The sequence below is a fragment of the Enterococcus columbae DSM 7374 = ATCC 51263 genome, from assembly GCF_000406925.1.
In the GTDB taxonomy this organism is placed as follows: domain Bacteria; phylum Bacillota; class Bacilli; order Lactobacillales; family Enterococcaceae; genus Enterococcus_E; species Enterococcus_E columbae.
Map to the genome: position 1 here is coordinate 92,549 of NZ_KE136347.1, position 26,631 is coordinate 119,179.

Below are 26,631 nucleotides of genomic sequence, written 5' to 3' on the forward strand. Positions count from 1 at the left end.
TTTTATATTTTAGTATGTAGTGAAACTTTCAATAGTGTAGACTATTAGCAAATGAAATAAAAAAGGATAAAAATAAGCGTAGCTATGTCTATGAATATCCTTATATCAAAGGCTATGACAAGTTATCTTATTTTTATCCTTATATTATTATATAAACAATTTTAGTTAGCTGCATGTCCTAACTTCATTTGTTCATATTGTAAAATTTGTGCTTTTAAAGGTAGTCCCCAACCAAAGCCTGTTAATTGTCCATTTTTACCAATCACTCGATGACAGGGAATGATAAAGAAAATTGGATTTTTGCCAATTGCATTAGCCACTGCACGAAAGGCGGTTGGTTTACCTAAATTTTGAGCAATTTGGCTATAGCTTAGGGTTTGACCAAAAGGAATTTTTTGTAATTCTTGCCAAACGCGTTGCTGAAAAGCTGTCCCACGTAAATCTAAGGGATAGTCAAAGCTATTTTTTTCATGACTCAATAATCGGCTAAATTCAGCCACATAAGGAGCAGTTTTTTCTAAATCCTGTTGCCATAGGTATTGCTGTTTTTCTTTAACCAGTTGGTCACTAGGGGCTAAAAACAACAAACCATGTTCTGAGACACCTAAAGTTAGCTGCAAAGAAGAGATTTGGAAGTCCTGAACATAAATAGGTTCTTTAGATTGCATTAAAAAAGCCCTCCTTTTATCTAGTAGTGGTATTTATTTTTTTATGCTTTATTTATATTTAGAAGTATTGTCGTAGTGCGACTACAAAAATCTGGTTCTGTAATAAAGTAAATCAGCAAGTTATTAAAAGTTAGTTGCGAAAAGGCTGATAATGCTTAGCCTCTGATTTAAATTCTTTGATACTACAGATTAAATTTTCGTCATCAAAGGTAATTAATGATACGCCATTAAATTCATCATATTTCTCATTAAAATAGCAAGCAAAATACCATTCCACTATAAGCGTTTGATTGCTTGGGTAGATTTGTTTTATCTCCCATTTTACTACCTTGCCTTGTTCGTTCCATTGAGCAAACCATTGATTAAGCTGATTGAGTCCTAGGTATTCAGGTCCATAGCATTCACTATAGTAAATATTGGGACTAAATATTTGCGACCAGCATTCGTTATGTTGATTGAGCCAACTAGTAAAATATTTTTTTATATTTTCCATCTGTTTGTCAATTTGTAGCATCTTCAATAACCTCCAGTTCACCAATAATTGCTTCCCATTGCTCTAAAAGCTTTTCTTGTTGTTCTTTAGCTGCTTCTAGTGAGGTGTTTAATTCGACTAAGGCCTGATGATTAGCTAAATTTTCTGGTAAGGTCATGGCTAGCTCAAGCTCAGTTATTTTTTCCTCTAATGCTTCAATTTCTTGCTCATATTGTTCCGCTTTACGCTTCAAGCTGCGTAATTGCTTTTGTTGCTCCTTGCTTTGTTGGAAGGATTGCTTTCCTGCTGTATTGGCTTCCTTAGTTTGCGTCGTTTCTTGTTCTAACAAGGCTTTTAATTCAGCTTCTTCACGTTTTTTCTCTAAATAATAATCATAATCGCCTAAATATAATTTACTGCCGGTTTCAGATAATTCAATCACCTTGGTAGCAATTCGATTGATAAAGTAACGGTCATGGGAAACAAATAACAGGGTTCCCTCATAATCAATCAGCGCATTCTCTAAGACTTCCTTATTATCAATATCTAAATGGTTGGTCGGTTCATCGAGAACTAAAAAGTTATCCTTATTCATTGACAGCTTAGCTAAGGCAACTCGCGCTTTTTCGCCGCCACTTAAAAGAGCGATGGGTTTTTCTACCTCTTCACCTGAAAAGAGGAAACTACCTAAAATGGTACGAATATCGCCTTCAGGAGTGGTAGGGTGCTCATCCCATAATTCATGTAAAATCGTCTTGTTGGCATTCAACTCGGCTTGACCTTGATCGTAATAACCAATACTGACATTGGTTCCCAGATGGAGTTGACCTTGAATCAGGGGAATTTTGCCAATGATTGATTTTAAGAGTGTGGATTTACCGATTCCATTTGGGCCAACTAAGGCAATCGCTTCTTGTTTACGAATATCTAGCTCGATTGGTGCGCTAAGGATCGTCTCTTCATAGCCGATTGCACCATCTGTTAACTGTAAAACCACATTTCCTGAAGCTTTTTCAATATCAAATAGGAAATGGGCCGATTTTTCATCCCCTTGAGGTTTATCTAAGCGATCCATTTTTTCAAGTTGTTTTCTTCGACTTTGTGCTCTTTTAGTAGTCGAAGCCCGAACGAGATTTCGTGCAACAAAGTCTTCTAGTTTTTGGATTTCTTCTTGTTGTTTTTCGTAGGCCTTCCATTCACTCGCTAATTGTTGGGCTTTTAAATCTAAATATTTACTATAGTTTCCTTTAAAGTAACGCATTTTTTGACGACTGAGTTCATACACCTCGGTAACTACCTTGTCAAGGAAATAGCGGTCGTGTGAAACGATGAGCAATGCGCCTTGATACGCTTGTAGATACCCCTCTAACCAAGCAAGTGTTTCGATATCTAGGTGGTTGGTGGGTTCGTCTAAAATTAATAAATCAGGTTTTTGCAGAAGTAGTTTGGCTAAAGCTAGACGCGTTCTTTGTCCACCAGATAAATTATTAATTGCTTGTTCGTAAAATTCAGCACCAAACTGGAAGCCATGTAAAACTGAGCGAATCTCATTTTCGTAGCCATAGCCATTGTTTTCTGCGAATTGATGCTGAATTTGATCATATTCTTTTAATAAACTTTGATATTGCGCGCTAGTCACATCAATTTGGCCCATTTCCACTTCTAGCTGACGCATTCTTTGTTCCATTTGTCGAAGGGAATCAAAGGCTTTGAGCATTTCATTCCATACAGTTTCTTCACTCGCTAAGCCTGAATTTTGCGCCAAATAGCCCAGGCGGATATTTTTATTACGAATGACTTGACCAGCATCAGGTTGTTCGCTACCAGCGATAATTTTTAATAGGGTAGACTTACCCGCACCATTCCGGCCGACCAAGGCAATTCTTGCATGACTATCTATTTCCATTTGGATATTTTCAAATAAAACATCTGCTCCGAATAAACGAGCAACTTGATTGGCTTGTAATATAATCATGTGTTATTACTCTTCCTTTAATACAAATTTGCATTATCAGTCTATCATAGTTTAAAGCCAAGAAAAAGCTATTTGTATTTAAAGAGAGTACTCATTAACAAATTGAATGAACAATAGGGCGTGATTTTGGCAAAATTTTTAGTAGATATTACTGTTTTAATTGCCTTGTTACTGATGAAACGAGTTTGTGAGAAAATCACGATGAATTTTGAGCAGATAAATTGCTTTTCATTGCGACTCTTTGGTAAGATAACTCTGGAAATAGTGAACAATTCACAAGTTGGAGGAGAAAGATCGTGAAAGAAAAACAAATACCTAAAGCAACAGCCAAACGTTTACCGATTTATTATAGATATTTGAAGATGTTGCACCAAGCCGGTAAGAAGAAAGTTTCTTCAACGGAGCTAAGTGAAGCTGTCCAAGTCGATAGTGCAACCATTCGCCGAGATTTTTCTTATTTTGGTGAGTTAGGTAAACGTGGCTACGGTTATGATGTCGAGGAAGTAATGCTATTTTTCGCAGTGACCTTAAATGAAGATAAGATGACTAATGTTGCCTTAATTGGGGTCGGAAATCTTGGTAGTGCGTTATTAAAATATAAGTTCCACCATAGTAATTCTATTCGCATTAGTGCAGCCTTTGATGTGAATCAAGATTTAGTTGGTCGAATTATTGATGGTATACCAGTTTACCCAATGAGCGATATGAAAGAGCAAGTTAAGATTCAAGAAATCGATATCGCTATTTTAACTGTACCAGCTGATAAATCACAGGATGTGGTGAATGATTTAGTCGATTCTGGAGTCAAAGGAATTTTAAACTTTACGCCTGTACGCTTAAATGCCCCAGATGATGTTATTATTCAAAATGTAGATTTAACGAATGAATTGCAAACATTGATTTATTTCTTAAATTCTGATAACAATCCATCTGATATTTTTATCCATAGTTAAGCCGAATCAAAATAAATTAACTTGCAGAAAATCAACGTGTTTTGTTTGAATGCGTTAGCTTTATTCCTATTGCCATCAGATTTTGCTTCTGATGGCTTTTTTTGGATAATTTTAGGGGAATAGGTTGATTGTCTTTATGTTTCTCCTTAGTTAATTTCTTAGCGCATTAAAATTTTTTTATAATATTCATTTGGCCTGTTTATAATAGATTAAACTAAACATGAATGTAAATAACTTCAATTTTCTAACTATGTTTTTAACCATTTCAAATAAAAACATTTTTTCAAGATATTGAAAATTACTTATTAGAAGATAGACACCCAAATGAGTAAAATACTTCTGATTTAGCAACCTTCCTTGAAAGATAGGAGGGCTTTTTTTGCTAATTCAACTGTTTTATGAGAAGTAAAAATTGGTAATTAGCGAAGAGGGTTAAAAATATTTTTTAGGTTATTGACAACCTAAAAAGCAGATGGTATGATTTATTTGTAATTAAGGTTATGAAAAACCTAAAAAGGAGAGATTGTTTTGGATATTAAAGATTTAAAGAGCAGAGAGTATGGGAATCTAAGTAAATATGTTTCAATGATTAAGTACCATCTTAACAGTGTTTTTGAAGAAGAAGTAGAAGACGCAAAAATATTTGCAACTGCCTTTCTTGCGTATTTAGTAAAAAAAGAAAATTTGTCTACTAAAAGAGAATTAATCAACTACATCGAACGAAAATTACCAGAATCACAACAACTATTTTTGATAGACAGAACATCAGATACTTACTGGACGAAAGTATTAGAAATCGCAGAAGAATTATCATTGGATGCTTTATTAGCGACAGTAGTTTGGTATCCATATTCTGGGTTTTATAATACCAAAGAGATTGCCACACCAGAAAGTATTGTTAAATTAGCATATAGCATTTTAAATCCGAAAAATGAATATGTGGCTGATTTATGCAGTGGTGTGGGTAGCTTCCTTTCATATACAGCTATGCAAGATGATGAATCTACTTTATATGGAGTAGAAACAAAAGCATACCCTAAAGTGATTTCTGAAATAATCCTTTCATTTTTTGAGAACGAAGCTAAAATCGTCCAAGGATCTGCTTTAGAAATTCCCAAAAATAAGAAATTCGATAAAATCTTTTGTGAGTATCCATGGAACCTAAACTCAAGATATTTATCAGATGATGAAAAACAAGCAGTACTTGATGATGGACTCATTCCAGAACTAGCGAAAACTTCTAGGACGGAATGGTATTTTATCTTGAATGTGGTGAATCATTTAAGTGAAAATGGTAAAGCTGTAGTTTATGCGCCAAATGCTATTACTTGGGACGAAGACAGATTGAAAATAATTCGTGAAAGATTCATCAAGTTAGGTCTATTGGAGGCTGCGATAACTATCCCGAAAGAAATTGTATCTCCTTACGCAGGTGTTAGGTCTGTTTTATTAGTCCTTAGTAAAAACAAATCTGATTCAGTAAGATTTATTGATGCAAGTGAATTAGAATTAGTTGACGTTAATAATCGAGGATTATTCTATTCTTATAAAGATGAAACCATTGAAGAAATTTTAACTATGCTAGATTCTGATGGTAAGTACTCTAAAAAGGTCTCTATTGATGAAATCGCTAAAAAAGACTATGTTATCAATCCAGTTAGATATTTGGAATCAGAAATTAAGGTGAAAAATGGGGTGCCCTTTGAAAGTTTGATTAAAAACATTACTAGAGGTATTCAAATGAGAGCTGCAGGAATTGAAGAAATGATTTCTGACACGCCAACTCCTTATCGCTATTTAAAATTGACGGATATTCAGGATGGTTTGATTAATGAAGATTTGCCTTATTTGAAAGAGATTGATGAAAAGCAGAAAAAATATTGCTTAAAGAATCGTTCATTGGTTATTTCTAAAACAGTTAATTCATTAAAAGTTGCTGTGTCTAATGTGGAAGAAGGACAACAAATTTTGGTAAGTGGTAATTTGTATATTATTGAGTTGGATGAAACAAAGGCTAATCCATACTATGTCAAATCATATTTAGAGAGTGAACAAGGAACTGTTGCATTATCAAGAATATCAGTTGGATCCGTAATAGCTAATATACCAATTTCTAAATTATCTAAATTGATGATTCCTAATCCAAGTATAGCGTTTCAAAATAAAGTAGCCGAGAAATATCTAACAAAAGTCGATGAAATAAAATTATTAAGATATAGACTACAAAAAGCAACAGACGATTTGAAAAAGATTTTTGAGGAGGAATAATTTTGTTATTATCAATTGCCGAATTATCAGATTTAACAGATGAAATCACGTATCGTTTACCATCAATCCTCTCAAACTTAAATCGGACTGGCGGATTAGAAGAATGGTTAGCCATGGGTGGTATGTCTGATCTTGTTCAAGGAGATAAAGATTTAAATTCCTATCCAAATGGAAAGATTGTCGTGATTGGTGGAACAGATATTAAAGAAAAAGTGTTTTTAGGTGTAGCAAAGGAGCTAGGTCTTCCTAAAGATAGCTTTGAGTTTTGTTTGGACTATAAAAAAATCCAAAAATACGAATTCAACAAACTGCAGTACAATCCTAACTATCGAGTAGTTTTATTTGGACCAGCACCTCATAGCTCTCAGGGAAAAGGCAAGAGTAGCAGCGTAATCATAGAAATGGAGAAATCACAAGGATATCCTAGAGTCATACGTCTGCAGTCAAGTAATGAGTTAAAAATCTCAAAGACAAATTTCAGAGAGGCATTAAAGCAGCTTATAGATGAAAAGTATATTATATAAGCAGTTAGAAGGTTTGATGTAAAATGAAAATATTTCATTTAGTGGTAAGTCTGTAAGTGGAGGTATCTAAAATTTTTAATAATATAGGTTTGAAATGAATTTTAGTTAGCATGAAATATGTGTAAATTAATTTGATTAGTTATAAAAAGAAAAAGTAGATGTTGTGATTTGAATTTTTAAATACAATGACAAACGTTTGAAAACGGTTTATATGATAGTGTTAATTATATCCTTTTATGATAAAATATAACTATAAAAAATAGGTGAGTGGTGAATACTGTTATGGAATCAAATCCTAGGAAATTATTAGATGAGTTTATTCCTGAAGCTATGGGAAAACAGTTTGTTATTCCGGTTTATCAGAGAAAATATACGTGGACTGTAAAAAAACAATTAATTCAATTAATGAAGGATTTAGTGGGGTTAATTGAGGATGAAACGAAACAAAAGCAGCATTTTCTAGGTACAGTTGTTTATTTAGAAAATGTAATTGAATATAAAACAGAACGCTCGATTGTAGACGGACAACAGCGAATAGTTACAATGTTTCTAATTGCTCATGCTATGAAATCAATTGCGGATAATGAATTCCGTGCGCGAGAAATTGACGAAACTTACCTTCAGAATTATTCTGAACCATTAGGCAGCAAATATCGTCAAAGATTGTATCCTTCTGTTGCGGACGGTAATGATTATTTGATAATTGCAGAAGGGCGTTATGATGAAATTGATCAAAATAGCTCTAGTAATATTGTTAAGAACTTCTTATATTTACAGTCTGAATTAAAAGTATTGGTTCATAAATATGGTTTTGATAGAGTCTTGTATGCATTAAAAAGATTTACCATTGTCTATATCAAATTGGAAGATAGAGACAATGCGCAACAAATATTTGAGAGTATTAATTCTACTGGTGAAAGGTTAACTGCCTCAGACTTAATTCGTAATTTTATTATGATGGATAAATCTAACGAAGAACAGACTACGCTATATCGAAAATATTGGCGAAGACTTGAAGAAGTATTTGACAATTCAAAAGAGATGGAAGATTTTTTCAGATATTATCTTGCTGCAATGACAGGGGAGTACTCTGCTAAGCATGTATTGTATCAAGCATTTAAAAATTATTGGCGTAATCAAGATGAGTTAAACTATGAAGAATTACTTGATAAGTTAGTACGTTATTCTGGTTATTTTTCTTCACTATATTTGAAAGCACCCTCCGGAAAATATCTAGATATTCTAAAGGATTTCCAAAGTATAGAAAGTATGATGCCTGCACCATTTGTATTAGAGCTATCGGAATGGTTTTATTATGACCAAAAAATTACTGAATCACAGTATTTTGAAGTGATTAAAGTGATTAATGTTTATCAAATTAGACGATATTTTAATGGTGATGATACAAGTAGAGTTTCAAAGTCCTTTCCGACATATTTGAAAAATGTTAAAAAGTATGCCGAAAAATATGGTTTTGAAAATATTGTTGATATTGTCATTTATGTTTTAGTTACGAAAAATCAATCGAATAATATGGCACTTCCAACGGATAAGTCACTAAAATCTAAATTTGTAAATATGAATGCTTATGCAATGAGACTGACAAGGTGGCTACTTGAAAAAATTGAAAATAAAGGTAATAGTGCTACCTTGGATATGAGTGAATTATCCATTGAACATATTATGCCGCAAGCAAGTACACCGTATTGGGAAGAAAAAGCTGGTGTTATTGGAGAGGAATATACTGAGCTTGTAAATACAATTGGAAATTTAACTTTAGTTAGTAAACCTGATAATTCTAAAGCTGGAAATAAAGATTTTGAATCAAAAAAGAAGATTTTTGAGGACACATTACACATTCACATGAATAAATCGATTCATGATTTAGATTCTTGGGATAAAGGAGCGATTGAATCAAGAAGTAACCACATTATAGAAGAATTGATTTTGATGTATCCTTATCTTCGTTCAAAAGAAAACTATGAGCAAAGTAAAAATAGAAATATTTACTTATCTTCCAAAGGTGTAAAAGCTACAGGATATTTAAATGAAGATGAAACTGTTGTCATTTATGCTGGTTCGGAAATCAGTCAAAAAGTTAAGAATAATAGTTCAAATTTGTTTCATGAAGATATACAGGATTTGATTGATAAGGGAATTGTTGAAGAGACTATAGGAGGTCTTCAATTTGTGCAAGATTATTTAGCCTCATCTGTTTCAAAGGCTGCAGGATTGATTCTTGGGGGCAGTAAAAATGGATGGGAATACTGGAAAGATTCAGATGGAATGATTATCAATGATTCGTTATGAAAAAAGAAGTAATTATCCTGGAAAATAAATGTATCCAAGCAAATAGTACAGTTTAATTATTGGTCTAAAAATCTTATAAGTAAAATATTAATTGGGGGAAATGATTTTGGCAAAAAAACATACAAACGCTAATCTAGGTGTTGAAAAAGAGTTATGGGCAGTAGCGAATAAGCTTCGTGCATCAGGTGGTATTAGTGCTGCGGATTATCGTAAAGTTGTTGTAGGATTAATATTTTTGAAATATGCATCTGATAGTTTTGAATGGAAATATGAAGAGCTTGTTGCAGAAGGAGATGGCTTTGAGGAAGAGAAAGATGCTTATACAATGGACAATATTTTCTTTGTGCCGAAAGAAGCCCGTTGGTCACATATTGCATCGCATGCGCACACTCCTGAAATCGGACAAGTTATCGATGATGCGATGAGGGCAATTGAAAAAGAGAATAAATCATTTAAAGGCGTATTGCCAATGAATTACGCTAATTCAGATATTGATAAACAAACATTAGGAGAAGTTGTTGATATGTTTACAAATAATATCAACCTTCGAGACCATAATGATGAGATGGATTTGTTGGGACGGACTTATGAGTATTTCATTGAACAGTTTGCAGCAGTAGAAGGACAAAAAGGTGGAGAATTTTATACGCCAACATCTATTGTAAAAACGATTGTTGCAGTCTTAAAACCATTCAAGGGTCGTGTATATGACCCAGCATGTGGATCAGGTGGTATGTTTGTTCAGTCTGCAAAATTTGTTAAGGAACATGCAGGAAATATAGATGATATTTCTATATTTGGGCAAGAAATGAACCCAGATACATGGAAAATGGCGAAGATGAACATGGCGATACGAGGGGTTGAAGCGAATTTCGGTGAATATCCAGCGAATACATTTACTAACGATTTGCATAAACACTTAAAGGCTGACTTTATTATGGCGAATCCCCCATTTAATGTTAAGGATTGGGGCGCAGATAAACTAAAAGATGATCTACGATGGAAATATGGAACACCACCAAATGGCAATGCAAACTATGCATGGATGCAACATATGATTTCTCATTTAACGCCAAATGGCAAAATAGGTTTAGTTTTAGCAAATGGATCGCTTTCTTCATCGCAAAGTGGCGAAGGTGATATTCGTAAAGCAATCATTGAGGATGATTTGATTGAAGGCATTGTAGCACTACCAACTAACCTTTTCTATAGTGTAACTATTCCGGCCTGTATATGGTTTATCTCTCGTAATAAAAAGCAAAAAGGCAAAACTGTTTTCATTGATGCGCGTAAAATGGGAGAGTTAGTAGACCGCAAGCATCGAGATTTTAGTGAAGAAGACATTGCTAAAATTGCTGAAACTTTTGAAGCTTTCCAAAATGGCACTCTTGAAGATGAAAAAGGATTTTGCGCTGTAGTTACAACTGAGGATATTAGCAAGCAAGATTACATTCTAACTCCTGGAAGATACGTGGGTATTGAAGAGCAAGAAGATGACGGAGAGCTATTTGAAGAAAAAATGAAACGGTTAACTTCTGAGCTATCTGAATTATTCGAACGCTCTCATGAATTGGAAAAGGAAATTAAAGAACGATTGGGGGCTATTGGGTTTGAAATCTAAAGTGGCTTTATCTGAAATAGTAGAAATTATTAGTGGCGGTACACCGAAAACGAAAGTTTCTGAATATTGGAATGGACCGATTCCGTGGTTATCAGTTAAGGATTTTAGAAATGATAGTCGTTACGTTTATAAAACTGAAAAAACTATCACAAAGTTAGGACTTAAAAATAGCTCAACAAAACTTCTTCAAAAGGATGATATAATTATTTCTACTCGAGGTACTATTGGTGAATTGGCGATGATTCCGTATAGTATGGCTTTTAATCAATCTTGTTACGGTATTAGAGGTAAGCAAAATGTTGTAGACCAATCGTATTTGTACTATTTATTAAAAAATATTGTACCAATATTGAAAAGAAGCTCTCATGGTTCGGTTTTTGATACAATCACAAAAGAAACATTTAATAATATTATTGTCAAATTACCTTCACTTGAAGAACAAAAATCAATAGCTAAATATCTTACTATTCTTGATGATAAAATCGAAATAAACGAAAAGATAAATGAGAATTTATTTAAGCAAGCTCAAGTTTTGTATCAGCAATCTTTTCCTTACACTACATCAGACTATTTACCAGATGGATGGAGAATTGGAACTGTGAGCGAAATCATTGAAATTCATGATTCAAAACGAATTCCACTTTCAGGGGCTAAACGTAATAAGATGAAAAGAAAAATCTATCCATATTATGGAGCAGCCTCTCTGATGGATTATGTTGATGAGTATATTTTTGATGGCAAATATCTTCTGTTAGGAGAAGATGGTACCGTTTCTGACGATGCTGGTTTTCCAATTCTACAATATGTATGGGGAAAATTTTGGGTAAATAATCATGCACATATTTTGACAGGAAAACTTGGATACAACGTAGAAAGTTTGTATACACTTTTTAGCCAGACTTCAGTCAATTCTATAATCACCGGAGCAGTCCAACCTAAGATTAGTCAAGCTAGTCTCAAATCAATAAGAGTAGTTATTCCTCCTGTATATTTCATTGAAAAGTTTAATGAACAGATTGAACCAATGTTTACACTCATACGTAACAATCAAGATGAAAACAAACGTTTATCAGCTATTAGAGACACTTTGCTACCAAAGTTAATATCTGGCGAACTCAATATTTCTAAAATCAAGGTTTAAGCCACTAAATTCTCATTTAACTTAATAACTCCTACCAACGGCGGGAGAAAAAACAGCGGAACTGCCGTTGATTCGTTCTCTGAAAAATAAAAAGGAGAACGAATTATGAAACAAATAATTATAGAAGAAATTGTACAGAAAATGTTACCTTATCTTGATAATGCTCAAATGCAAAAATTACAAGAAACTTTGCAATATACTCTTTTTAACTATGAAATCACAGGAGACATTAAAGCAGAGGAAGATGATACTCAGAAATTAGTCGAATCATTCTTGTATGCCAAGCGAATAGAAGGGTGTTCAGAAAAAACTATTAAGTATTACAGTGCAACTATTGAAGCGATGTTAGTTACTGTAGATAAAGGAGTTCGTCATATACATACGGATGATTTAAGGGCGTATTTGACAAATTATCAAGAAAATCATGGATCTAGTCGAGTAACAATTGATAATATTAGAAGAATTTTATCCAGTTTTTTTTCTTGGTTGGAGGATGAAGATTATATTCTAAAAAGTCCAGTACGGAGAATTCATAAGGTTAAAACTGCAACAAACATCAAAGAAACATATACTGATGAACAATTAGAGAAAATGCGAGATAATTGTACTGAACCTAGAGATCTAGCAATTATTGATATGTTGGCTTCTACAGGAATGCGTATTGGAGAAATGGTATTGCTAAATAAGGCGGATATCAAATTCAATGAGCGCGAATGTATAGTATTTGGTAAAGGTGATAAGGAAAGAGTAGTCTACTTTGACGCAAGAACGAAAATCCATCTGCTGAACTATATAAATAGTAGGACAGATGATAACCCAGCACTCTTTGTGACATTACGAGCACCACATACAAGGATAACTATTGGTGGAATAGAATCGCGATTAAGAGAAATGGGAAGAATTTTAGAAATAGAAAAAGTCCATCCACACAAGTTTAGAAGAACACTTGCAACGATGGCGATAGATAAAGGTATGCCGATTGAGCAGTTGCAGCAACTCTTGGGGCATAAACGAATAGATACGACCTTGCAATATGCAATGGTCAAGCAGAGCAATGTGAAACAGGCACATAGGAAATATATAGGATAGGAGAATTTGACATGGCTGAATGGATAAAATGCAGTTTGGGTGATATAGCAGAAGTAACGATGGGGCAATCGCCAAAATCTGAATTCTATAATACTGATGGTGAAGGATTGCCATTTATGCAAGGGAATAGAACTTTTGGAAGATTGTATCCAACATTTGATACATATACAACAAAGATTACAAAAATTGCTGAAGCAGGGGATATCATTATGAGCGTTCGCGCACCAGTAGGTGATTTAAATATAACGCCTGTGAAAATGTGCTTAGGAAGAGGCCTGTGTGGAATTAAAGCAAAAAATGGAGAACGCGATTTTCTTTATTATCTTCTCAAGTATAATATTAGTAATTTATTAAACAAGGAAAGTGGTACAGTTTTTGGATCAGTTAACAAGAAAGATATTAATGGGTTAGAAGTAAATATTCCTGATAGTGTCTCTATACAAAGAAAAATTTCAGAGATTCTTAAAAAATTTGACGATAAAATAGAGTTAAATGAAAAGATAAATGAGAATTTAGTTGCTTAGAATTCAGCATTTGTAACATCAAGTTCACCTGACATAAGTTTTGCTAAGAGCGTATCTCGCAATTGTTTTAAGTTCTCATTTTCTTGACAATTTGCATAAATTTTTTCAGTAATAGTTCGAGACATATTATCAAACTTGTTGATTTCATCTTGTGAAGCTACGTAAATAGGATACTTGATTATATGTGTTATCTTAATACTTGGTTGAACAGAACCAATATTATAAGCAACCAAATCATTTTTAATATACTTTAAGTATTGATACAAATATAGTGGGGATATACTTCTACTTCTGAAACCTACAACATTTTGAGCGATACATCCCACCTTACCAAGAAAGAGTTTCATTTCTGCTAAGCTCCCTACAGTAGAAAAAAGAATATCATATTGTTCGGGATGACCACTTCTAAACCAATTATTATATGTTTCTTCGTCTACATATTTGGAACATTTATTAAAGTCAACAATTCTTACATTGCCAGATAAGGCTTTAACATCGATGATAGGATATGATGTTGGTTTAACAGAAAGCGGAGGCGTTTTTCCTCGGTTGTCAATACTTTCAATAAGATCTTTTAATTTAAATTTGCTTTCTACAAGATTATCAATGTTAAAACCGAACATTTTTATAAATATAGTAGAAATTTGCTGCTCTAAATTCTCATTTATCGGAGTTATATCTTTAAAATGTTTAAGAGACATCTGTAAAAAAGTGCTTATTGGAGGTTGATAGTAGGAGGTATATAGTTAAAAAGTTATAGATTGGATACAAGTTGCTAGGGGGAGTGATATTTTGTGAGTTATGCAGAAAGCAATTATGAGGAAGCTATTCTAGAATTTTTTGAGAATTTGGGATATAACCGCATTCTAGGTTACGATGTTGAACGAGATTATTATAATCCACTATATATGGATGAATTAGAAGTAGCATTACAACAGATAAATCCTACTTTGCCTGTTATTGCAATCAATGAAGCAATTGAAAAACTTCAACATTTTGAGAGTGGTTCATTATTACAAAAAAATAAAGTATTCATGGATTATCTACAGAATGGAATAACTGTTTCATATTTTTACGACGGAGAGCAAAAGAATTCTATTGTCTATTTAGTGGATTATGAAAATGTTGAAAATAATATATTTACAGTTGCCAATCAATGGAGGATAGAAGATAAAGTTCCTCATCGTCCTGATGTAATTGTATTTTTAAACGGATTACCTATCGTAGTCTTTGAACTGAAGAGTCCATCGCGTGAAGAAACAGATGCTTCAGATGCTTATTTACAACTAAAGACATATCAGAGAAATATCCCAGTATTATTTAACTACAATGCTTTTAATGTGATGAGTGATATGGCCATTTCAAAAGCAGGAACAATTACTGCTGGAGAAGATCGTTACATGGAATGGAAAACAAAAGATGGTAGCTATGAAAATACACAGTTTGCCCAATTTGATACCTTTATTGAAGGAATTTTTGAAAAGAATCGTTTCTTGGATATTTTGAAAAATTTTATTTGTTTTTCTGAAGATGCAAAAATTTTAGCTGCTTATCACCAATATTTTGCTGTACGAAAGGCTATTGAATCAACTTTAAAAGCATCAAAGGGAGATGGCCGAGGAGGAGTCTTCTGGCATACACAAGGGAGTGGAAAATCACTTTCAATGGTTTTCTACGCACATCTTTTACAGAAAGTAATGGATTCACCAACCATTGTAGTGATTACCGACCGAAATGATTTAGATGACCAGTTGTTCACTCAATTCTCTAAGTGCTCTGATTTTCTACGTCAAAAACCTATTCAGGCAACGAGTCGAGAAAATTTAAAAGAGCTTTTAGCTGGTCGCGTTGCCAATGGGATTATATTTACTACGATGCAAAAGTTTGAATTATTAGATGAACCATTATCTGAGCGAAGAAACATTGTGGTAATGGCTGATGAAGCCCATCGTGGACAATATGGTTTGGAAGAAAAAGTTGGCACAGATGGTAAAATTCACGTTGGTACAGCCAGAATTATTCGTGACCAATTACCAAATGCAACATATATTGGATTTACTGGTACGCCAATTTCAAACAAGGATAAATCAACAACTGAAGTGTTTGGAAATTATATCGATATTTATGATATGACGCAGGCTGTTGAAGATGGTGCCACTCGTCCTGTTTATTATGAAAGCCGAGTAATACATCTTAAATTAGATGAAGACATTTTGAAATTGATTGATCAAGAGTATGAGATACTAGCTGAACAAGCAGAAGAGTATGCGATTGAAAAAAGTAAGAAGGAACTTGGTAAACTCGATTCAATACTAGGATCAGATACGACACTCAATGCATTAGTAGATGATATTATTGATCATTACGAAAATAATCGTGCTCATGAGCTTACGGGTAAGGCAATGATTGTGGCCTATTCGCGACCAATTGCAATGAAGATTTATCAAATTATGCTTAAAAAACGTCCAAATTGGAATGATAAAATTGGTATTGTAATGACTTCTGGAAACAACGATCCAGAAGAGTGGCATGATATTATAGGAAATAAACGCCACAAAGAAGAAATGGCAAGACGTTTCAAAGACAATAAGGACCCATTTAAAATTGCAATAGTGGTTGATATGTGGTTGACAGGATTTGATGTACCTAGTCTTGCTACAATGTATGTTTTCAAACCAATGAAAGGTCATAATTTAATGCAGGCCATTGCACGTGTAAATCGTGTGTATAAAGATAAAGAAGGTGGGCTTGTAGTCGATTATGTTGGAATTGCTGGTGCATTGAAACAAGCGATGAATGACTATACAAAACGTGATAAAGGTAATTTTGGTGATACAGATATTGCAAAAACAGCTTATCCAAAATTTGTTGAAAAGTTGGAAGTTTGTCGTGATATGTTTTATGGGTTTGATTATTCTACATTTATGGATGAATCTGCAACTGACTTAGTTCGCGCGAAAACAATTAGCGGTGGTGTTAACTTTATAACTGGTGTGAAGGAAGAAAAGCACAAAGAAACTTTTATCAAAGAAGCCTTATTACTACGTCAGGCATTACAGCTTTGTCGTTCGTTACTTTCATCAGAAGAAAGATTTGAAGCAGCCTATTTTGAAGCAGTGCGTACTTTGCTTACCAGAGTGACTGTTAGTTCAAAGCAATTATCCTTGAAAGAAATTAATACTCGCATTAATGAATTATTGAAAGCAAGTATCAAGAGCGAAGGGGTAATAAATTTATTCTCAGATGTGGATACAGGATTCTCACTGTTTGATCCTAAATTCCTAGATGAAATTGCAAAAATGAAAGAGAAAAACTTAGCAGTTGAATTACTGAAAAAATTGATTTCCGAACAAGTTTCTCTGTATAAGCGGACAAATTTAGTCAAATCAGAAAAATTTTCTGAACGTCTAACTCGCGCAATGAAATCTTATTTGAATGGAATGCTTACAAATGAAGAAGTCATTCAAGAATTGATGAAGATGGCAAAGGAAATGTCTTCAGCTAACGAAGAATCAAATTCATTAGGATTGACTGATGAGGAATTAGCATTCTATGATGCATTAACAAAACCAGCAGCAATAAAAGATTTCTATGAAAATGACCAGTTAGTCGCTTTGACACATGAGTTAACTGATATGCTTAGAAAGAGCCGAACCATAGATTGGCAACGAAAAGAATCAGCACGAGCACGAATGCGGATGATGGTAAAAAAATTACTTAGAAAATATAAGTATCCACCAGAAGAAGTAGCTGAAGCGATGGATACGGTTATGCGTCAATGTGAGCTATGGACTGATTCAGGTGTAGTTTATTTTGATCAATATCGAAATCAGCACGATATGTCTATGGTTGCTGATGATAGAGATGATTATAAATAATATCAAAATAATAAGTGTAAGAAAACTTATTAATTGAAAATATTAGTACCAGAGAATTTTTTTCAGACATAATCATAATACAATAAATAAGTTTAATATATTTCGTAAATAATCGTTTAATAATTAATGACAATGAAATCTCCAAGTATTTATTGACTTTGGAGATTTTTTTGGTAAATACGTTGATTTTTTATTAAATTCTTGTGGTAAGGTTGTGACTAGTCTAAAATCGGCGTATGATAGCTTAGAAATCATTTTTTGGAGGAAAGATATGTTTAGTCATTTACCTAATTCTGTTTTACAGATGAGCATGATCTTTTTATCTATCGTCATCGAGGCCTTGCCCTTTGTTTTACTGGGCTGTATCATTTCGGGGGCGTTGCATGTGTATTTAACACCAGATAGAGTGCGCAAAATATTACCGAAAAATAAATTTCTCTCAATTCTAATTGGCAGTACGATGGGGATTTTTTTTCCTTCGTGTGAGTGTGGGATTGTTCCTATTGTCAATCAATTTGTAAGAAAGGATGTACCAGCGTATACTGCCTTTGCTTTTATGTTGACGGCCCCAATTATCAATCCGATTGTTTTGTTTTCAACTTTTATCGCTTTTGGTAATTCATGGAAGTTTGCTTTACTTAGAGCGCTAGGAAGCTTAATCGTGGCGATTATTGTTGGTAGCTGGTTAGCTTATTTTTATAAAAAACCAATCTTAACGCAACAAGCGATGCAGGATCTTAGCTGCAATGTAGACCATCATCATTTGGAACAAACAACAAAGCTACCTTTGAAAAAGCAAATTGGCTCACTTTTAGATCATAGCTTGGATGAGTTCTTTGATACTGGTCGTTATTTGATTATCGGTGCCTTGCTTTCGGCTAATATGCAGACCTATTTACCGACCCAGTGGATTTTGACTTTAGGACATACAAAAATTTTAGCTATTTTAGTGATGATTTTATTAGCGATTATTTTATCCTTATGTTCTGAGGCAGATGCGTTTATTGGTTCAAGCTTGTTAAGTCTTTTTGGACAAGGGCCAGTTGTGGCATTTTTAGTTTTTGGGCCAATGGTTGATATTAAGAATCTTTTAATGATGAAACGTTACTTTAACGGCAAATTTATCGTCTCAATGGTGAGCTTGGTTGCGATGATTGTATTTGTCTATGCATGGGTGGTGTAAGCATGATTCGATTTTTAATTTTATTAGGTTATGTTCAATTAATGATGTATTTGCAATTGACGGGCAAATTAAATCAATATATTAATATTCATTATCAATATCTGGCTTTTTTATCGATGAGTTTAGCTTTAATTTTGGCAATTGTTCAATTGTTCAAATGGGTAAGAGCAGGCGATCAGTCAAAAGCGTCGCATAAAGATGAACGATCTCATGAAAACAAGCCTAGTCATCAGCACGAAGAAGATGAGGAACAAACGCATGAACATCATACCCATCATAATCATCAGGTAGCGCATAGTCATGAAGATGAATTACATCACCATCATCATCATGGAATGGATAAATGGTATCAAAAATTAATCGGTTATACGCTTTTGTGCTTACCATTATTAGTTGGTTTATGCTTTCCAAAGGTTAGTTTGGATACGACCATTGTCGAAGCCAAGGGATTTCAGTTTCCGTTGAGTAAAGAAGCAACTGGCGATCCTAATTTTCAAACGCAGTATTTGCGACCAGATACCAGCATTTATTTTAATCCCTCAGATTATAAAAAGCAGATGGATCGCTTGTTAAACAAATATAGTAAAAATAATGTTTTACAAGTCACCGATGCGAATTATTTAGAACTGATGGAAATTATCTACAATTATCCAAGTGAGTTTATTGGTAAAGAGATCTCTTTTGAAGGTTTTGTCTATCATTCGACCAAAGAGAATCAACAAGATTTATTTTTATTTAGATTTGGTATTATCCACTGCATTGCCGATTCTGGTGTTTTCGGTCTAAGAGTAGAGTTGCCGGATAATCAGACCTTTAAAAATGATCAGTGGTTAAAAGTAACGGGAAAATTATCTTCTGAGTACTATGCACCATTTAAACGAGAGTTGCCGGTTGTTATGGTCGATACGTTAAAAGTCGTTGAGGCACCAGAGAATCAGTATGTTTATCGAACATTTTAAATTTTTTTATGTTTTTGCTGAAATTTCCCCTAAAAATAAAAATATAAGTTATAATAGAGATAGCATATTAGGATGATTTTTAATCAATCAACCTTAAGATAAACTATCCTTAAATGCTTGCATTTAAATCAAGGAAGAGGTGTTTTACAATGGGATTTACAGATGAAACAGTTCGCTTTAGTTTTGATGATAATCGAAAGAAAGAAGTCAGTGAGACTTTAGAGATTGTCTATCGTGCATTAGAAGAAAAAGGCTATAACCCAATTAATCAAATCGTCGGGTATCTATTATCTGGAGACCCAGCCTATATTCCCCGTTATCGTGATGCGCGTAATTTAATTCGTCGACATGAAAGAGATGAAGTATTAGAGGTCTTGATTCGTTACTATCTAACTCATCATGGGATTAATGTTCAATGAGAATAATGGGATTAGATGTTGGTTCGAAGACAGTTGGCGTAGCGGTCAGTGATTTGATGGGTTGGACGGCACAAGGCGTTGAGATTATTCGTATTGATGAAGAAGCTGGTGAATTTGGTTTAGAGCGAGTAGCCGAGCTTGTGAAAGAATATGAAGTAGAAAAATTTGTCGTCGGTCTACCTAAAAATATGAATAATACAATTGGTCCTAGAGCACTTGCTTCACAAGCCTATGGTGAGATGTTGATTGCACGTTTTGGTTTACCAGTAGAATTCCAAGATGAACGTTTGACAACTGTGCAAGCAGAGCGTATGCTAGTACAAGAGGCCAATACTTCGCGCGCAAAACGCAAAAAGGTAATTGATAAATTGGCGGCAGTAATGATTTTACAGAATTATTTAGATATTTCTGGTAAGACGTTATAATATATTTACGAAAAGAGGAATAGACTATGACACATCATCATCATGACCATGATCACGATCATGAAGGACATGAACATATTACATTGGTAGATGACCAAGGAAACGAAACATTATATGAGATTCTTTTAACGATTGATGGTCAGGAAGAATTTGGTCGCAATTACGTGTTGTTATATCCTGCTGGTGTGCCAGAAGAGGAAGATGTTGAGCTACAAGCATATGCTTACATCGAAAATGAAGACGGTACTGAAGGCGAATTACAACAAATCGAAACCGAAGCTGAATGGGATATGATTGAAGAAGTCTTCAATACCTTCATGGCTGAAGAAGAAGAATAGACTAAAAATGATGGCTGAACCCTTGATAGATAAGGGTTCAGCTTTTTTTTACTTTTGATTTGAATACGAGATTGAATACGTTCCGCTAGAAATTTAGGTGCTGCTTTCACTGAGCAATCAGTCTTTTTTTTTTGCTGTAACATCATCAAGGGGCAAAAAAGGGGCAAACAATCTATTTTTGCTAGTTGTTTAAGGGCAAGTTAGTATTTGTTGTTGAGGGGGCAACTGTTTAACAGTCATTTAGTTTAAAATCGTTTTTTGGGGCTATCTTGGAAAAATTCACTACACAAATTAGTTCAAGAAATGAGTATAATAAAAAAGTATCGGTCGTTTGATGTCGTTGTATGTATTGAATACAAGCGAAAGGAAAAGAAGATGCAGACAACTATTTTAAATTACTTAAGTGAGTATGGCTATTTGGCCATTTTTTTATTAATTTTATTAGAAACTATTTTTCCCCCAATTCCTTCAGAGTTAATTTTAACGTTTAGTGGTTTTCTAACTATCTATGGTTCACTGAATTTTACTTTAGTGCTTATCATAGCAACATTAGGCTCTGTATTAGGGGCTTTGATGCTATATCAAATAGGTTATGTGATTGGCAAGGAGCGTTTAATGAGTTTGCTTGACAGTCAATTAGCTCGTCGACTCCATTTAAAACCAACAGATATTCAAAAGGCTGAGCAGTGCTTTCTACGCTTTGGCTGGCAGGCGGTATTTTTTGGTCGTTGCGTGCCTATAGTACGTAGTTTAATTTCGATTCCAGCCGGTCTTGCTAAAATGAACGTCTATTTATTTATCCTATTGACTAGTTCAGGCACATTGCTTTGGAATTTTGGATTAATTTATCTAGGCAGATTGGCTGGCAATGCTTGGATCGATATTTTAGGCTATTTTGAATCTTATGCGACAATTACGCTAGGTCTAGGCTTAATTGTCGGTTGTGTGGGTCTTGGTTTTTTTATCAGGAAACGTTTTTTCGTTAAAAATACTTAGTCGGATCTAAAGGTTTTGGTTTAGAAAACGGATTATATTTAATTTGTTGAAAAAATTGCAGAAAATTTTCGTATTTTGGTGTATGATATTAATCAAATTGAGAATATAGGGGGGGTCAGGTTGAAATATAGAGGAATGCTATATGCTTGTCTTGCGGCTACTTTTTGGGCGATTTCAGGCATATCTGGACAAATTTTGATGCAACAGTTTCATTTTACAGCTAATTGGATTGTTGCAGCGCGTATGATTGTTTCTGGTGGATTATTGTTGCTTTTTAGTCAAAGGTTTAATCAGAAAAAATCGTTAGGCGATATTTTTCAGCAACCAAGTGCAATGATTCGTTTGCTATTGTTTGGTGTTTTTGGTATGTATGCTGTACAAGCCGGTTTTTTCCAAACAATTGAGTACAGTAATGCTTCATTTGCCACAATTATCCAATTTACGGGCCCGATTTTTATTATTTTTTATGAGGCGTTTCGTCAGCGGCAATGGCCATCTTTTCAAACAATCTTTTTGTTAATTTTAACGTTTATTGGTATATTATTATTGGCAACTAAGGGAAACCTCAATCAGTTAATTGTACCTAAGATGGCGATAGTAATGGGGCTCATTGCTGCCTTGGCAATTGCGGTTTACAGTATCTTACCTCGACAGTTAATCATGGAGTATGGCAGTTTAACCGTAGTAGGTATGGGCATGCTAATAGGAGGGATTTTTGCGAATTTAGTGCATCCAATCTGGCAAGTTGATGGTTTATTTACGCTTGCTTCTTTTATTCAATTTTTAATTGTAGCAATTGTCGGCACAGCGTTGTCATTTTTTTGTTATTCGCAAAGCTTGCAATATATCTCCCCGTCATTAGCCGGAATTTTAACAGCGGTAGAGCCGTTATTATCGCTTGTTTTTTCAATTATTATTTTTCATTTAGCTTTTGGATGGATTGAGTGGATAGGTTTTTTACTAGTTTTTTGTTCGATTTTATTATTACAAAGAAAAATGTAGGTGAGAAAAGTGAGTTTTAAACGTTTTGCTCAATTATTTATTATTTATGTATTAGCGATTTTGTGTAGCGAAGCAGTAGTGCAGCTTTTTTCTGTACAGTCGATTATCGTTCGCTTAGCAATTTTTATCATAGTTGGCTATATCGTTTTGACGATTCCGCTAACTGTGTTAACCTTGTTGAAAAATAAGAAATAATCAGTAAGCCTATTAGTTTTAAGGAACATAGTCTTTAGAACTAATCGATTTGTTTTTATTAATAAAGAAAGTGGGGATACTATTGTTATTAAAAAAAATACATGAAAATTTAACTGTATGTAAGTTGGCGGATTTTTCACAAATTGAATTAGATAAGGAATTATATTTTCTAAGCAAAACAGACGAAGAAATCTCATTGGTATGTAAAACAGAAGATACACCTAGTCAAACAATTGAAAGAGAAGATGATTGGCGTGCTTTTCGGATTCAAGGAGTATTGGATTTTTCTTTAATAGGTATTTTGTCTAAACTTTCTAGTATTTTGGCAGAAAATAAGATTGGCATTTTTGCTATATCTACTTTCAATACAGACTATATTCTGGTTAAAGCTAAGGATTATGAACGTGCATTAATTATCTTGGCAGAGGCTGGCTATACGATTATTGATTAAAACAGCTAAAAAACAGCAAGTGATTATAGAGCGATAGCCTTTAATCACTTGCTGTTTTTTTATTTTGAAATGCGATCGAATGTTTCTTTTTTAGTATAGTATTTATAGGCAATATGAAAAACACCAAACAGCATTAAGCCAAAACCAAAATAGATATTGCCCTGCCAAATAAGTGTCATATTGCATAAGGTAATGATTAATAAAACGGCAAAGAAAAAGCCGATTTGCAGCCGAAGAATCATTTTTTGAGAAATCTTACTTAAAAAAATAGTCGGATTCTTTTGCATTCTTGCCCAAATATTGACTGTAAGGATGACTAAACCAATACTAACGAATAATCCAAAGTAAACGGACAGCCAGAAAGTAAATGCTAGATTCAAAATACTAAGAATCATGAGTGTTTAAAACCAACTTTCCATTTTCAGCTTCATAGGCCTTAATATATTCTTTGGCTTCTTCATTGACTTCTTTTAAATTGACCCCTTGTTGTTTAGCAGCAAAAATACAGCCACAATAGCATTGGCGAAAAACATCATACTCTCGACACATTTCAATCGAACGTTGATAGCCTTGATTTTTCTTAAAGTCACTTGGTAGGTAATTGGTATTATAGATTTTTTGGATATCCATACCAATTTGATTAATTAATTGACTATTTTTTTTCGGTGAGATGGTTAAAGCACTACCGAAATAGTCATAGCCTAATTCTTGTGCTTTTTCAGCAACTAAATCTAAACGCAGATTGAAACAAGCTTCACAACGCTTGCCGCCTTCAGGTTCTTTATGTAAATCTTGCTTGACCATTAATTGGATAAATTCATTTGGTTTATATTCATCAACAATTAAATCCACGTGATTGCCTGTATTGGCATTAAAGTCTTCGATGAATTTCTTTTGGACTAGCATTCGACGAATATATTCACTTTCTGGATGAATGTTAGAATTTGCAAAGAAAATGGTCACATCAGCGTGCTGACATAAAAATTCTAAAGTATAAGTTGAACACGGTGCACAACAAGAATGAAGTAAAATTCGTGGGCGCTCATCGTTTTTTTGCCATTCAATAATCATTTTTTGAAGTACACGATCATAGTTGATTTTTTGATTTTTCATCTTTTCTAAGATGACATCAGCATTTAACATTCGGTTTTCCCCCTTCGTTCTTTCATTATACTAATAAAATGGCAAAGTAAAAGTAGTTTGCAAAGAAAACATCAAAAATTTTATGAAAATGATAAAAAAAGTAGTTGACAGTTAGAAAGACTACTTGTATACTGTGCTTAAATTAAAAATAAATGAGTACTTTGATGAGAAGAGTAGCTTGATGAAATAGTTAAAGAGAATCCGGTTGGTGAGAAAGGATGCTAGGCAGTTAAGTGAAGATGAGCTCTGAGTTTCCAAATTGTTCACGCAGTTTGGACGGGAATGACCGTTATATCATCGGGTTTCAATAGGAACCTTTTGAGGTATAGTCTGTGAAGGCTATATAAATTAGGGTGGTAACACGATTTTTCAGTCGTCCCTTTACTAATCTTTAGGTTAGTAAAGGGCGGCTTTTTTATTTACTTAAACAAAAGGAGAAAATCATGATTGAATTAAAAAATGTAACCAAAACATTTATTCCTCAGTCTTCAGGTAAAGAAGTCACAGCCGTAAAAAATGTTTCTCTAAAGATTGAAAAAGGAGAAATTTTTGGCATTGTCGGTGCATCTGGGGCAGGTAAATCGACCTTGGTTAGATGTATGAATCTATTAGAAGTGCCTACCTCAGGAGAAGTGTTGTTTGAAGGCACTGATTTGATCAAGCTTAGTCAAAAAGAGCTACTAAAAAAACGTCAATCTATTTCAATGATTTTTCAAGGCTTTAACTTATTTAGCCAGCGTAGTGTCTTAAAAAATATTTGCTATCCATTAGAAATTGCCGGTGTGAAAAAAGCTGAGGCGATTCAAAAGGCTGAAACCTTACTTGAATTAGTTGGCTTGGCAGATAAAGCGCAGGCCTATCCTTCACAGCTATCTGGTGGACAAAAGCAAAGAGTGGCCATTGCTAGAGCTTTAGCAACAGATCCGAAAGTGCTATTATGTGATGAAGCAACTAGTGCGTTGGATCCAAATACGACCTTGTCCATCTTGAAATTATTACAAGAAGTTCGCGAAAAATTGGGTGTAACGGTGATTATTATCACGCATGAAATGGAAGTTGTTCAAAGAATCTGTGATAAAGTTGCGGTAATGAATCATGGGGAAGTTGTAGAAACAGGAACAACTGAACAGATTTTCTTAAATCCGCAATCACCGATTACACGTAAGATGCTATTAACTGAGGAAGCAACCGAACTCATTCCAAGCGATGGACCAATTTTGAGAATCAGCTTTGATGGCCAAGCCGCCTCATTACCATTAATTTCTAAATTGATTTTAGAATCGCAAGCGCCAATCAATATTTTAAAAGCTAATACAGAAGAAATTAAAGGCAAGGCATTTGGTCAAATGATTGTTCAATTGCCGGATAAAGAAGCGTTGGTTGAAAAAATCAAAGAAATTCTAGTTCGCGAAGGATTAGATTTTGAGGAAGGAAGTGCTTATCTTGGACGCAACGATGCTTAATACGATTTGGACTGGGATTTGGGAAACAATTTATATGGTATTTTTCTCAATGTTAGTCACTTATATATTTGGTCTACCACTTGGCGTGATATTATTTGTCACAGATAAAGGTTCGCTCTATCCGAATCGTGTGATTAATCTCATTCTTGGCTTTTTAGTGAATGTATTTCGCTCAATTCCATTTTTGATTTTGTTGGTTTTACTTTTACCATTTACGCGTTTGGTCGTAGGAACTACACTTGGTTCTACTGCAACTATTGTACCGTTAGTGGTTTCGGCTATTCCTTTTGTAGCAAGAATGGTTGAGTCTTCATTAAAAGAAGTGGATGAAGGAGTAATTGAAGCTGCGCTATCTATGGGGTCAAACTGGTGGCAATTAATTACTAAAGTATTGTTACCAGAAGCTAAACCGTCACTTTCAGTTGGAGCGGTGATTACCTCAGTAACTGTTTTAGGTTACTCAGCGATGGCTGGTTTTGTTGGTGGTGGCGGTCTTGGTACGATCGCAATTAATTATGGTTATTATCGTTATGATAACAATATAATGCTAATAACGGTGGCAGTCATTGTCATCATTGTCCAATTGATTCAAGTCGTTGGGATGAAACTTGTTGAAAAAATTGATAAAAGATAA

Annotated in this window: 26 protein-coding genes and 1 other annotated feature; of the genes, 20 read left to right on the top strand and 6 right to left on the bottom strand. The window is 34.1% G+C overall.

Going from position 1 to position 26,631, the window contains the following annotated elements:
- Positions 1-161: 161 nt before the first annotated feature.
- From RK02_RS00465 to RK02_RS00475, 3 genes are all read right to left on the bottom strand, one after another.
- Entirely contained in the window at positions 162-668 is a 507-nt protein-coding gene (locus RK02_RS00465) for a methylated-DNA--[protein]-cysteine S-methyltransferase (RefSeq protein ID WP_016182265.1), read from the bottom strand.
- Positions 669-798: 130 nt separating this feature from the next.
- Positions 799-1,182: a nuclear transport factor 2-like protein gene (locus tag RK02_RS00470; RefSeq protein WP_016182266.1), complete on the bottom strand. Its 384-nt coding sequence runs from the start codon at positions 1,180-1,182 to the stop codon at positions 799-801.
- Complete coding sequence (locus tag RK02_RS00475; RefSeq protein ID WP_016182267.1) at positions 1,169-3,115, bottom strand: ABC-F family ATP-binding cassette domain-containing protein; 1,947 nt, start codon at positions 3,113-3,115, stop codon at positions 1,169-1,171. Before RK02_RS00475 ends, RK02_RS00470 begins: the two co-directional genes overlap by 14 nt.
- A 296-nt stretch (positions 3,116-3,411) precedes the next feature.
- On the opposite strand from RK02_RS00475, the gene RK02_RS00480 reads away from it, so the two are divergent.
- The 8 genes from RK02_RS00480 (at position 3,412) to RK02_RS00515 (ending at position 13,545) form a co-directional block, all read left to right on the top strand.
- The gene (locus RK02_RS00480; RefSeq protein ID WP_016182268.1) at positions 3,412-4,068 is read left to right on the top strand and encodes a redox-sensing transcriptional repressor Rex; all 657 of its coding nucleotides are present in this window, start codon (positions 3,412-3,414) and stop codon (positions 4,066-4,068) included.
- Between the two features lie 528 nt (positions 4,069-4,596).
- Entirely contained in the window at positions 4,597-6,336 is a 1,740-nt protein-coding gene (locus RK02_RS00485) for an N-6 DNA methylase (protein ID WP_016182269.1), read from the top strand.
- 2 nt (positions 6,337-6,338) lie between these two features.
- Positions 6,339-6,860, top strand: a complete 522-nt coding sequence (locus tag RK02_RS00490; protein ID WP_016182270.1) for a hypothetical protein — start codon at positions 6,339-6,341, stop codon at positions 6,858-6,860.
- A 282-nt stretch (positions 6,861-7,142) separates the two neighbouring features.
- Positions 7,143-9,170, top strand: coding sequence for a DUF4357 domain-containing protein (locus tag RK02_RS00495; RefSeq protein WP_016182271.1), 2,028 nt, complete (start codon positions 7,143-7,145; stop codon positions 9,168-9,170).
- Positions 9,171-9,270: 100 nt separating this feature from the next.
- Positions 9,271-10,791, top strand: coding sequence for a class I SAM-dependent DNA methyltransferase (locus RK02_RS00500; RefSeq protein WP_245555670.1), 1,521 nt, complete (start codon positions 9,271-9,273; stop codon positions 10,789-10,791).
- The gene (locus tag RK02_RS00505; protein ID WP_016182273.1) at positions 10,781-11,932 is read left to right on the top strand and encodes a restriction endonuclease subunit S; all 1,152 of its coding nucleotides are present in this window, start codon (positions 10,781-10,783) and stop codon (positions 11,930-11,932) included. Before RK02_RS00500 ends, RK02_RS00505 begins: the two co-directional genes overlap by 11 nt.
- A gap of 105 nt (positions 11,933-12,037) precedes the next feature.
- Positions 12,038-13,021, top strand: coding sequence for a site-specific tyrosine recombinase/integron integrase (gene xerA / locus RK02_RS00510; RefSeq protein ID WP_016182274.1), 984 nt, complete (start codon positions 12,038-12,040; stop codon positions 13,019-13,021).
- Positions 13,022-13,032: 11 nt separating this feature from the next.
- Entirely contained in the window at positions 13,033-13,545 is a 513-nt protein-coding gene (locus RK02_RS00515) for a restriction endonuclease subunit S (protein ID WP_016182275.1), read from the top strand.
- Here the strand turns inward: RK02_RS00515 and RK02_RS00520 are convergent.
- Positions 13,542-14,246 (bottom strand): restriction endonuclease subunit S, encoded by a 705-nt coding sequence (locus RK02_RS00520; RefSeq protein ID WP_016182276.1) that lies wholly within the window; start codon positions 14,244-14,246, stop codon positions 13,542-13,544. The two genes, RK02_RS00515 and RK02_RS00520, sit on opposite strands and share 4 nt — an antisense overlap.
- A 93-nt stretch (positions 14,247-14,339) precedes the next feature.
- Between RK02_RS00520 and RK02_RS00525 the strand changes: the two genes are divergently transcribed.
- The 10 genes from RK02_RS00525 to RK02_RS00570 all read left to right on the top strand — a co-directional run bounded on the left by RK02_RS00525 (position 14,340) and on the right by RK02_RS00570 (position 23,391).
- The gene (locus RK02_RS00525) at positions 14,340-17,423 is read left to right on the top strand and encodes a type I restriction endonuclease subunit R (protein ID WP_016182277.1); all 3,084 of its coding nucleotides are present in this window, start codon (positions 14,340-14,342) and stop codon (positions 17,421-17,423) included.
- A gap of 271 nt (positions 17,424-17,694) precedes the next feature.
- Positions 17,695-18,606, top strand: a complete 912-nt coding sequence (locus tag RK02_RS00530; protein WP_016182278.1) for a permease — start codon at positions 17,695-17,697, stop codon at positions 18,604-18,606.
- A gap of 2 nt (positions 18,607-18,608) precedes the next feature.
- The gene (locus RK02_RS00535) at positions 18,609-19,565 is read left to right on the top strand and encodes a TIGR03943 family putative permease subunit (RefSeq protein WP_016182279.1); all 957 of its coding nucleotides are present in this window, start codon (positions 18,609-18,611) and stop codon (positions 19,563-19,565) included.
- A 149-nt stretch (positions 19,566-19,714) separates the two neighbouring features.
- Positions 19,715-19,984: an IreB family regulatory phosphoprotein gene (locus RK02_RS00540; RefSeq protein ID WP_016182280.1), complete on the top strand. Its 270-nt coding sequence runs from the start codon at positions 19,715-19,717 to the stop codon at positions 19,982-19,984.
- Positions 19,981-20,409: a Holliday junction resolvase RuvX gene (gene ruvX, locus RK02_RS00545; RefSeq protein WP_016182281.1), complete on the top strand. Its 429-nt coding sequence runs from the start codon at positions 19,981-19,983 to the stop codon at positions 20,407-20,409. The genes RK02_RS00540 and ruvX overlap by 4 nt, the downstream gene beginning before the upstream one ends.
- Before the next feature lie 26 nt (positions 20,410-20,435).
- Positions 20,436-20,747 carry a DUF1292 domain-containing protein gene (locus RK02_RS00550; protein ID WP_016182282.1) on the top strand — a complete coding sequence of 104 codons (312 nt, stop codon included), beginning with the start codon at positions 20,436-20,438 and terminating at the stop codon, positions 20,745-20,747.
- A gap of 375 nt (positions 20,748-21,122) precedes the next feature.
- The gene (locus tag RK02_RS00555) at positions 21,123-21,743 is read left to right on the top strand and encodes a DedA family protein (protein ID WP_016182283.1); all 621 of its coding nucleotides are present in this window, start codon (positions 21,123-21,125) and stop codon (positions 21,741-21,743) included.
- Between the two features lie 120 nt (positions 21,744-21,863).
- On the top strand, positions 21,864-22,745 hold the full coding sequence (locus RK02_RS00560; protein WP_016182284.1) for a DMT family transporter: 882 nt from the start codon (positions 21,864-21,866) through the stop codon (positions 22,743-22,745).
- A 9-nt stretch (positions 22,746-22,754) separates the two neighbouring features.
- Entirely contained in the window at positions 22,755-22,940 is a 186-nt protein-coding gene (locus RK02_RS00565) for a hypothetical protein (protein ID WP_016182285.1), read from the top strand.
- 82 nt (positions 22,941-23,022) lie between these two features.
- Complete coding sequence (locus RK02_RS00570; protein WP_016182286.1) at positions 23,023-23,391, top strand: ACT domain-containing protein; 369 nt, start codon at positions 23,023-23,025, stop codon at positions 23,389-23,391.
- A gap of 59 nt (positions 23,392-23,450) precedes the next feature.
- Here the strand turns inward: RK02_RS00570 and RK02_RS00575 are convergent, their stop codons facing one another.
- Positions 23,451-23,786, bottom strand: a complete 336-nt coding sequence (locus tag RK02_RS00575; protein WP_016182287.1) for a hypothetical protein — start codon at positions 23,784-23,786, stop codon at positions 23,451-23,453.
- Entirely contained in the window at positions 23,776-24,534 is a 759-nt protein-coding gene (locus tag RK02_RS00580) for an epoxyqueuosine reductase QueH (RefSeq protein ID WP_016182288.1), read from the bottom strand. Before RK02_RS00580 ends, RK02_RS00575 begins: the two co-directional genes overlap by 11 nt.
- 152 nt (positions 24,535-24,686) lie before the next feature.
- Positions 24,687-24,918, top strand: a binding site (T-box leader).
- A 59-nt stretch (positions 24,919-24,977) separates the two neighbouring features.
- On the opposite strand from RK02_RS00580, the gene RK02_RS00585 reads away from it, so the two are divergent.
- Together RK02_RS00585 and RK02_RS00590 are read left to right on the top strand one after the other, a co-directional pair.
- Entirely contained in the window at positions 24,978-25,997 is a 1,020-nt protein-coding gene (locus RK02_RS00585; protein WP_016182289.1) for a methionine ABC transporter ATP-binding protein, read from the top strand.
- Positions 25,969-26,631: a methionine ABC transporter permease gene (locus RK02_RS00590; RefSeq protein ID WP_016182290.1), complete on the top strand. Its 663-nt coding sequence runs from the start codon at positions 25,969-25,971 to the stop codon at positions 26,629-26,631. Before RK02_RS00585 ends, RK02_RS00590 begins: the two co-directional genes overlap by 29 nt.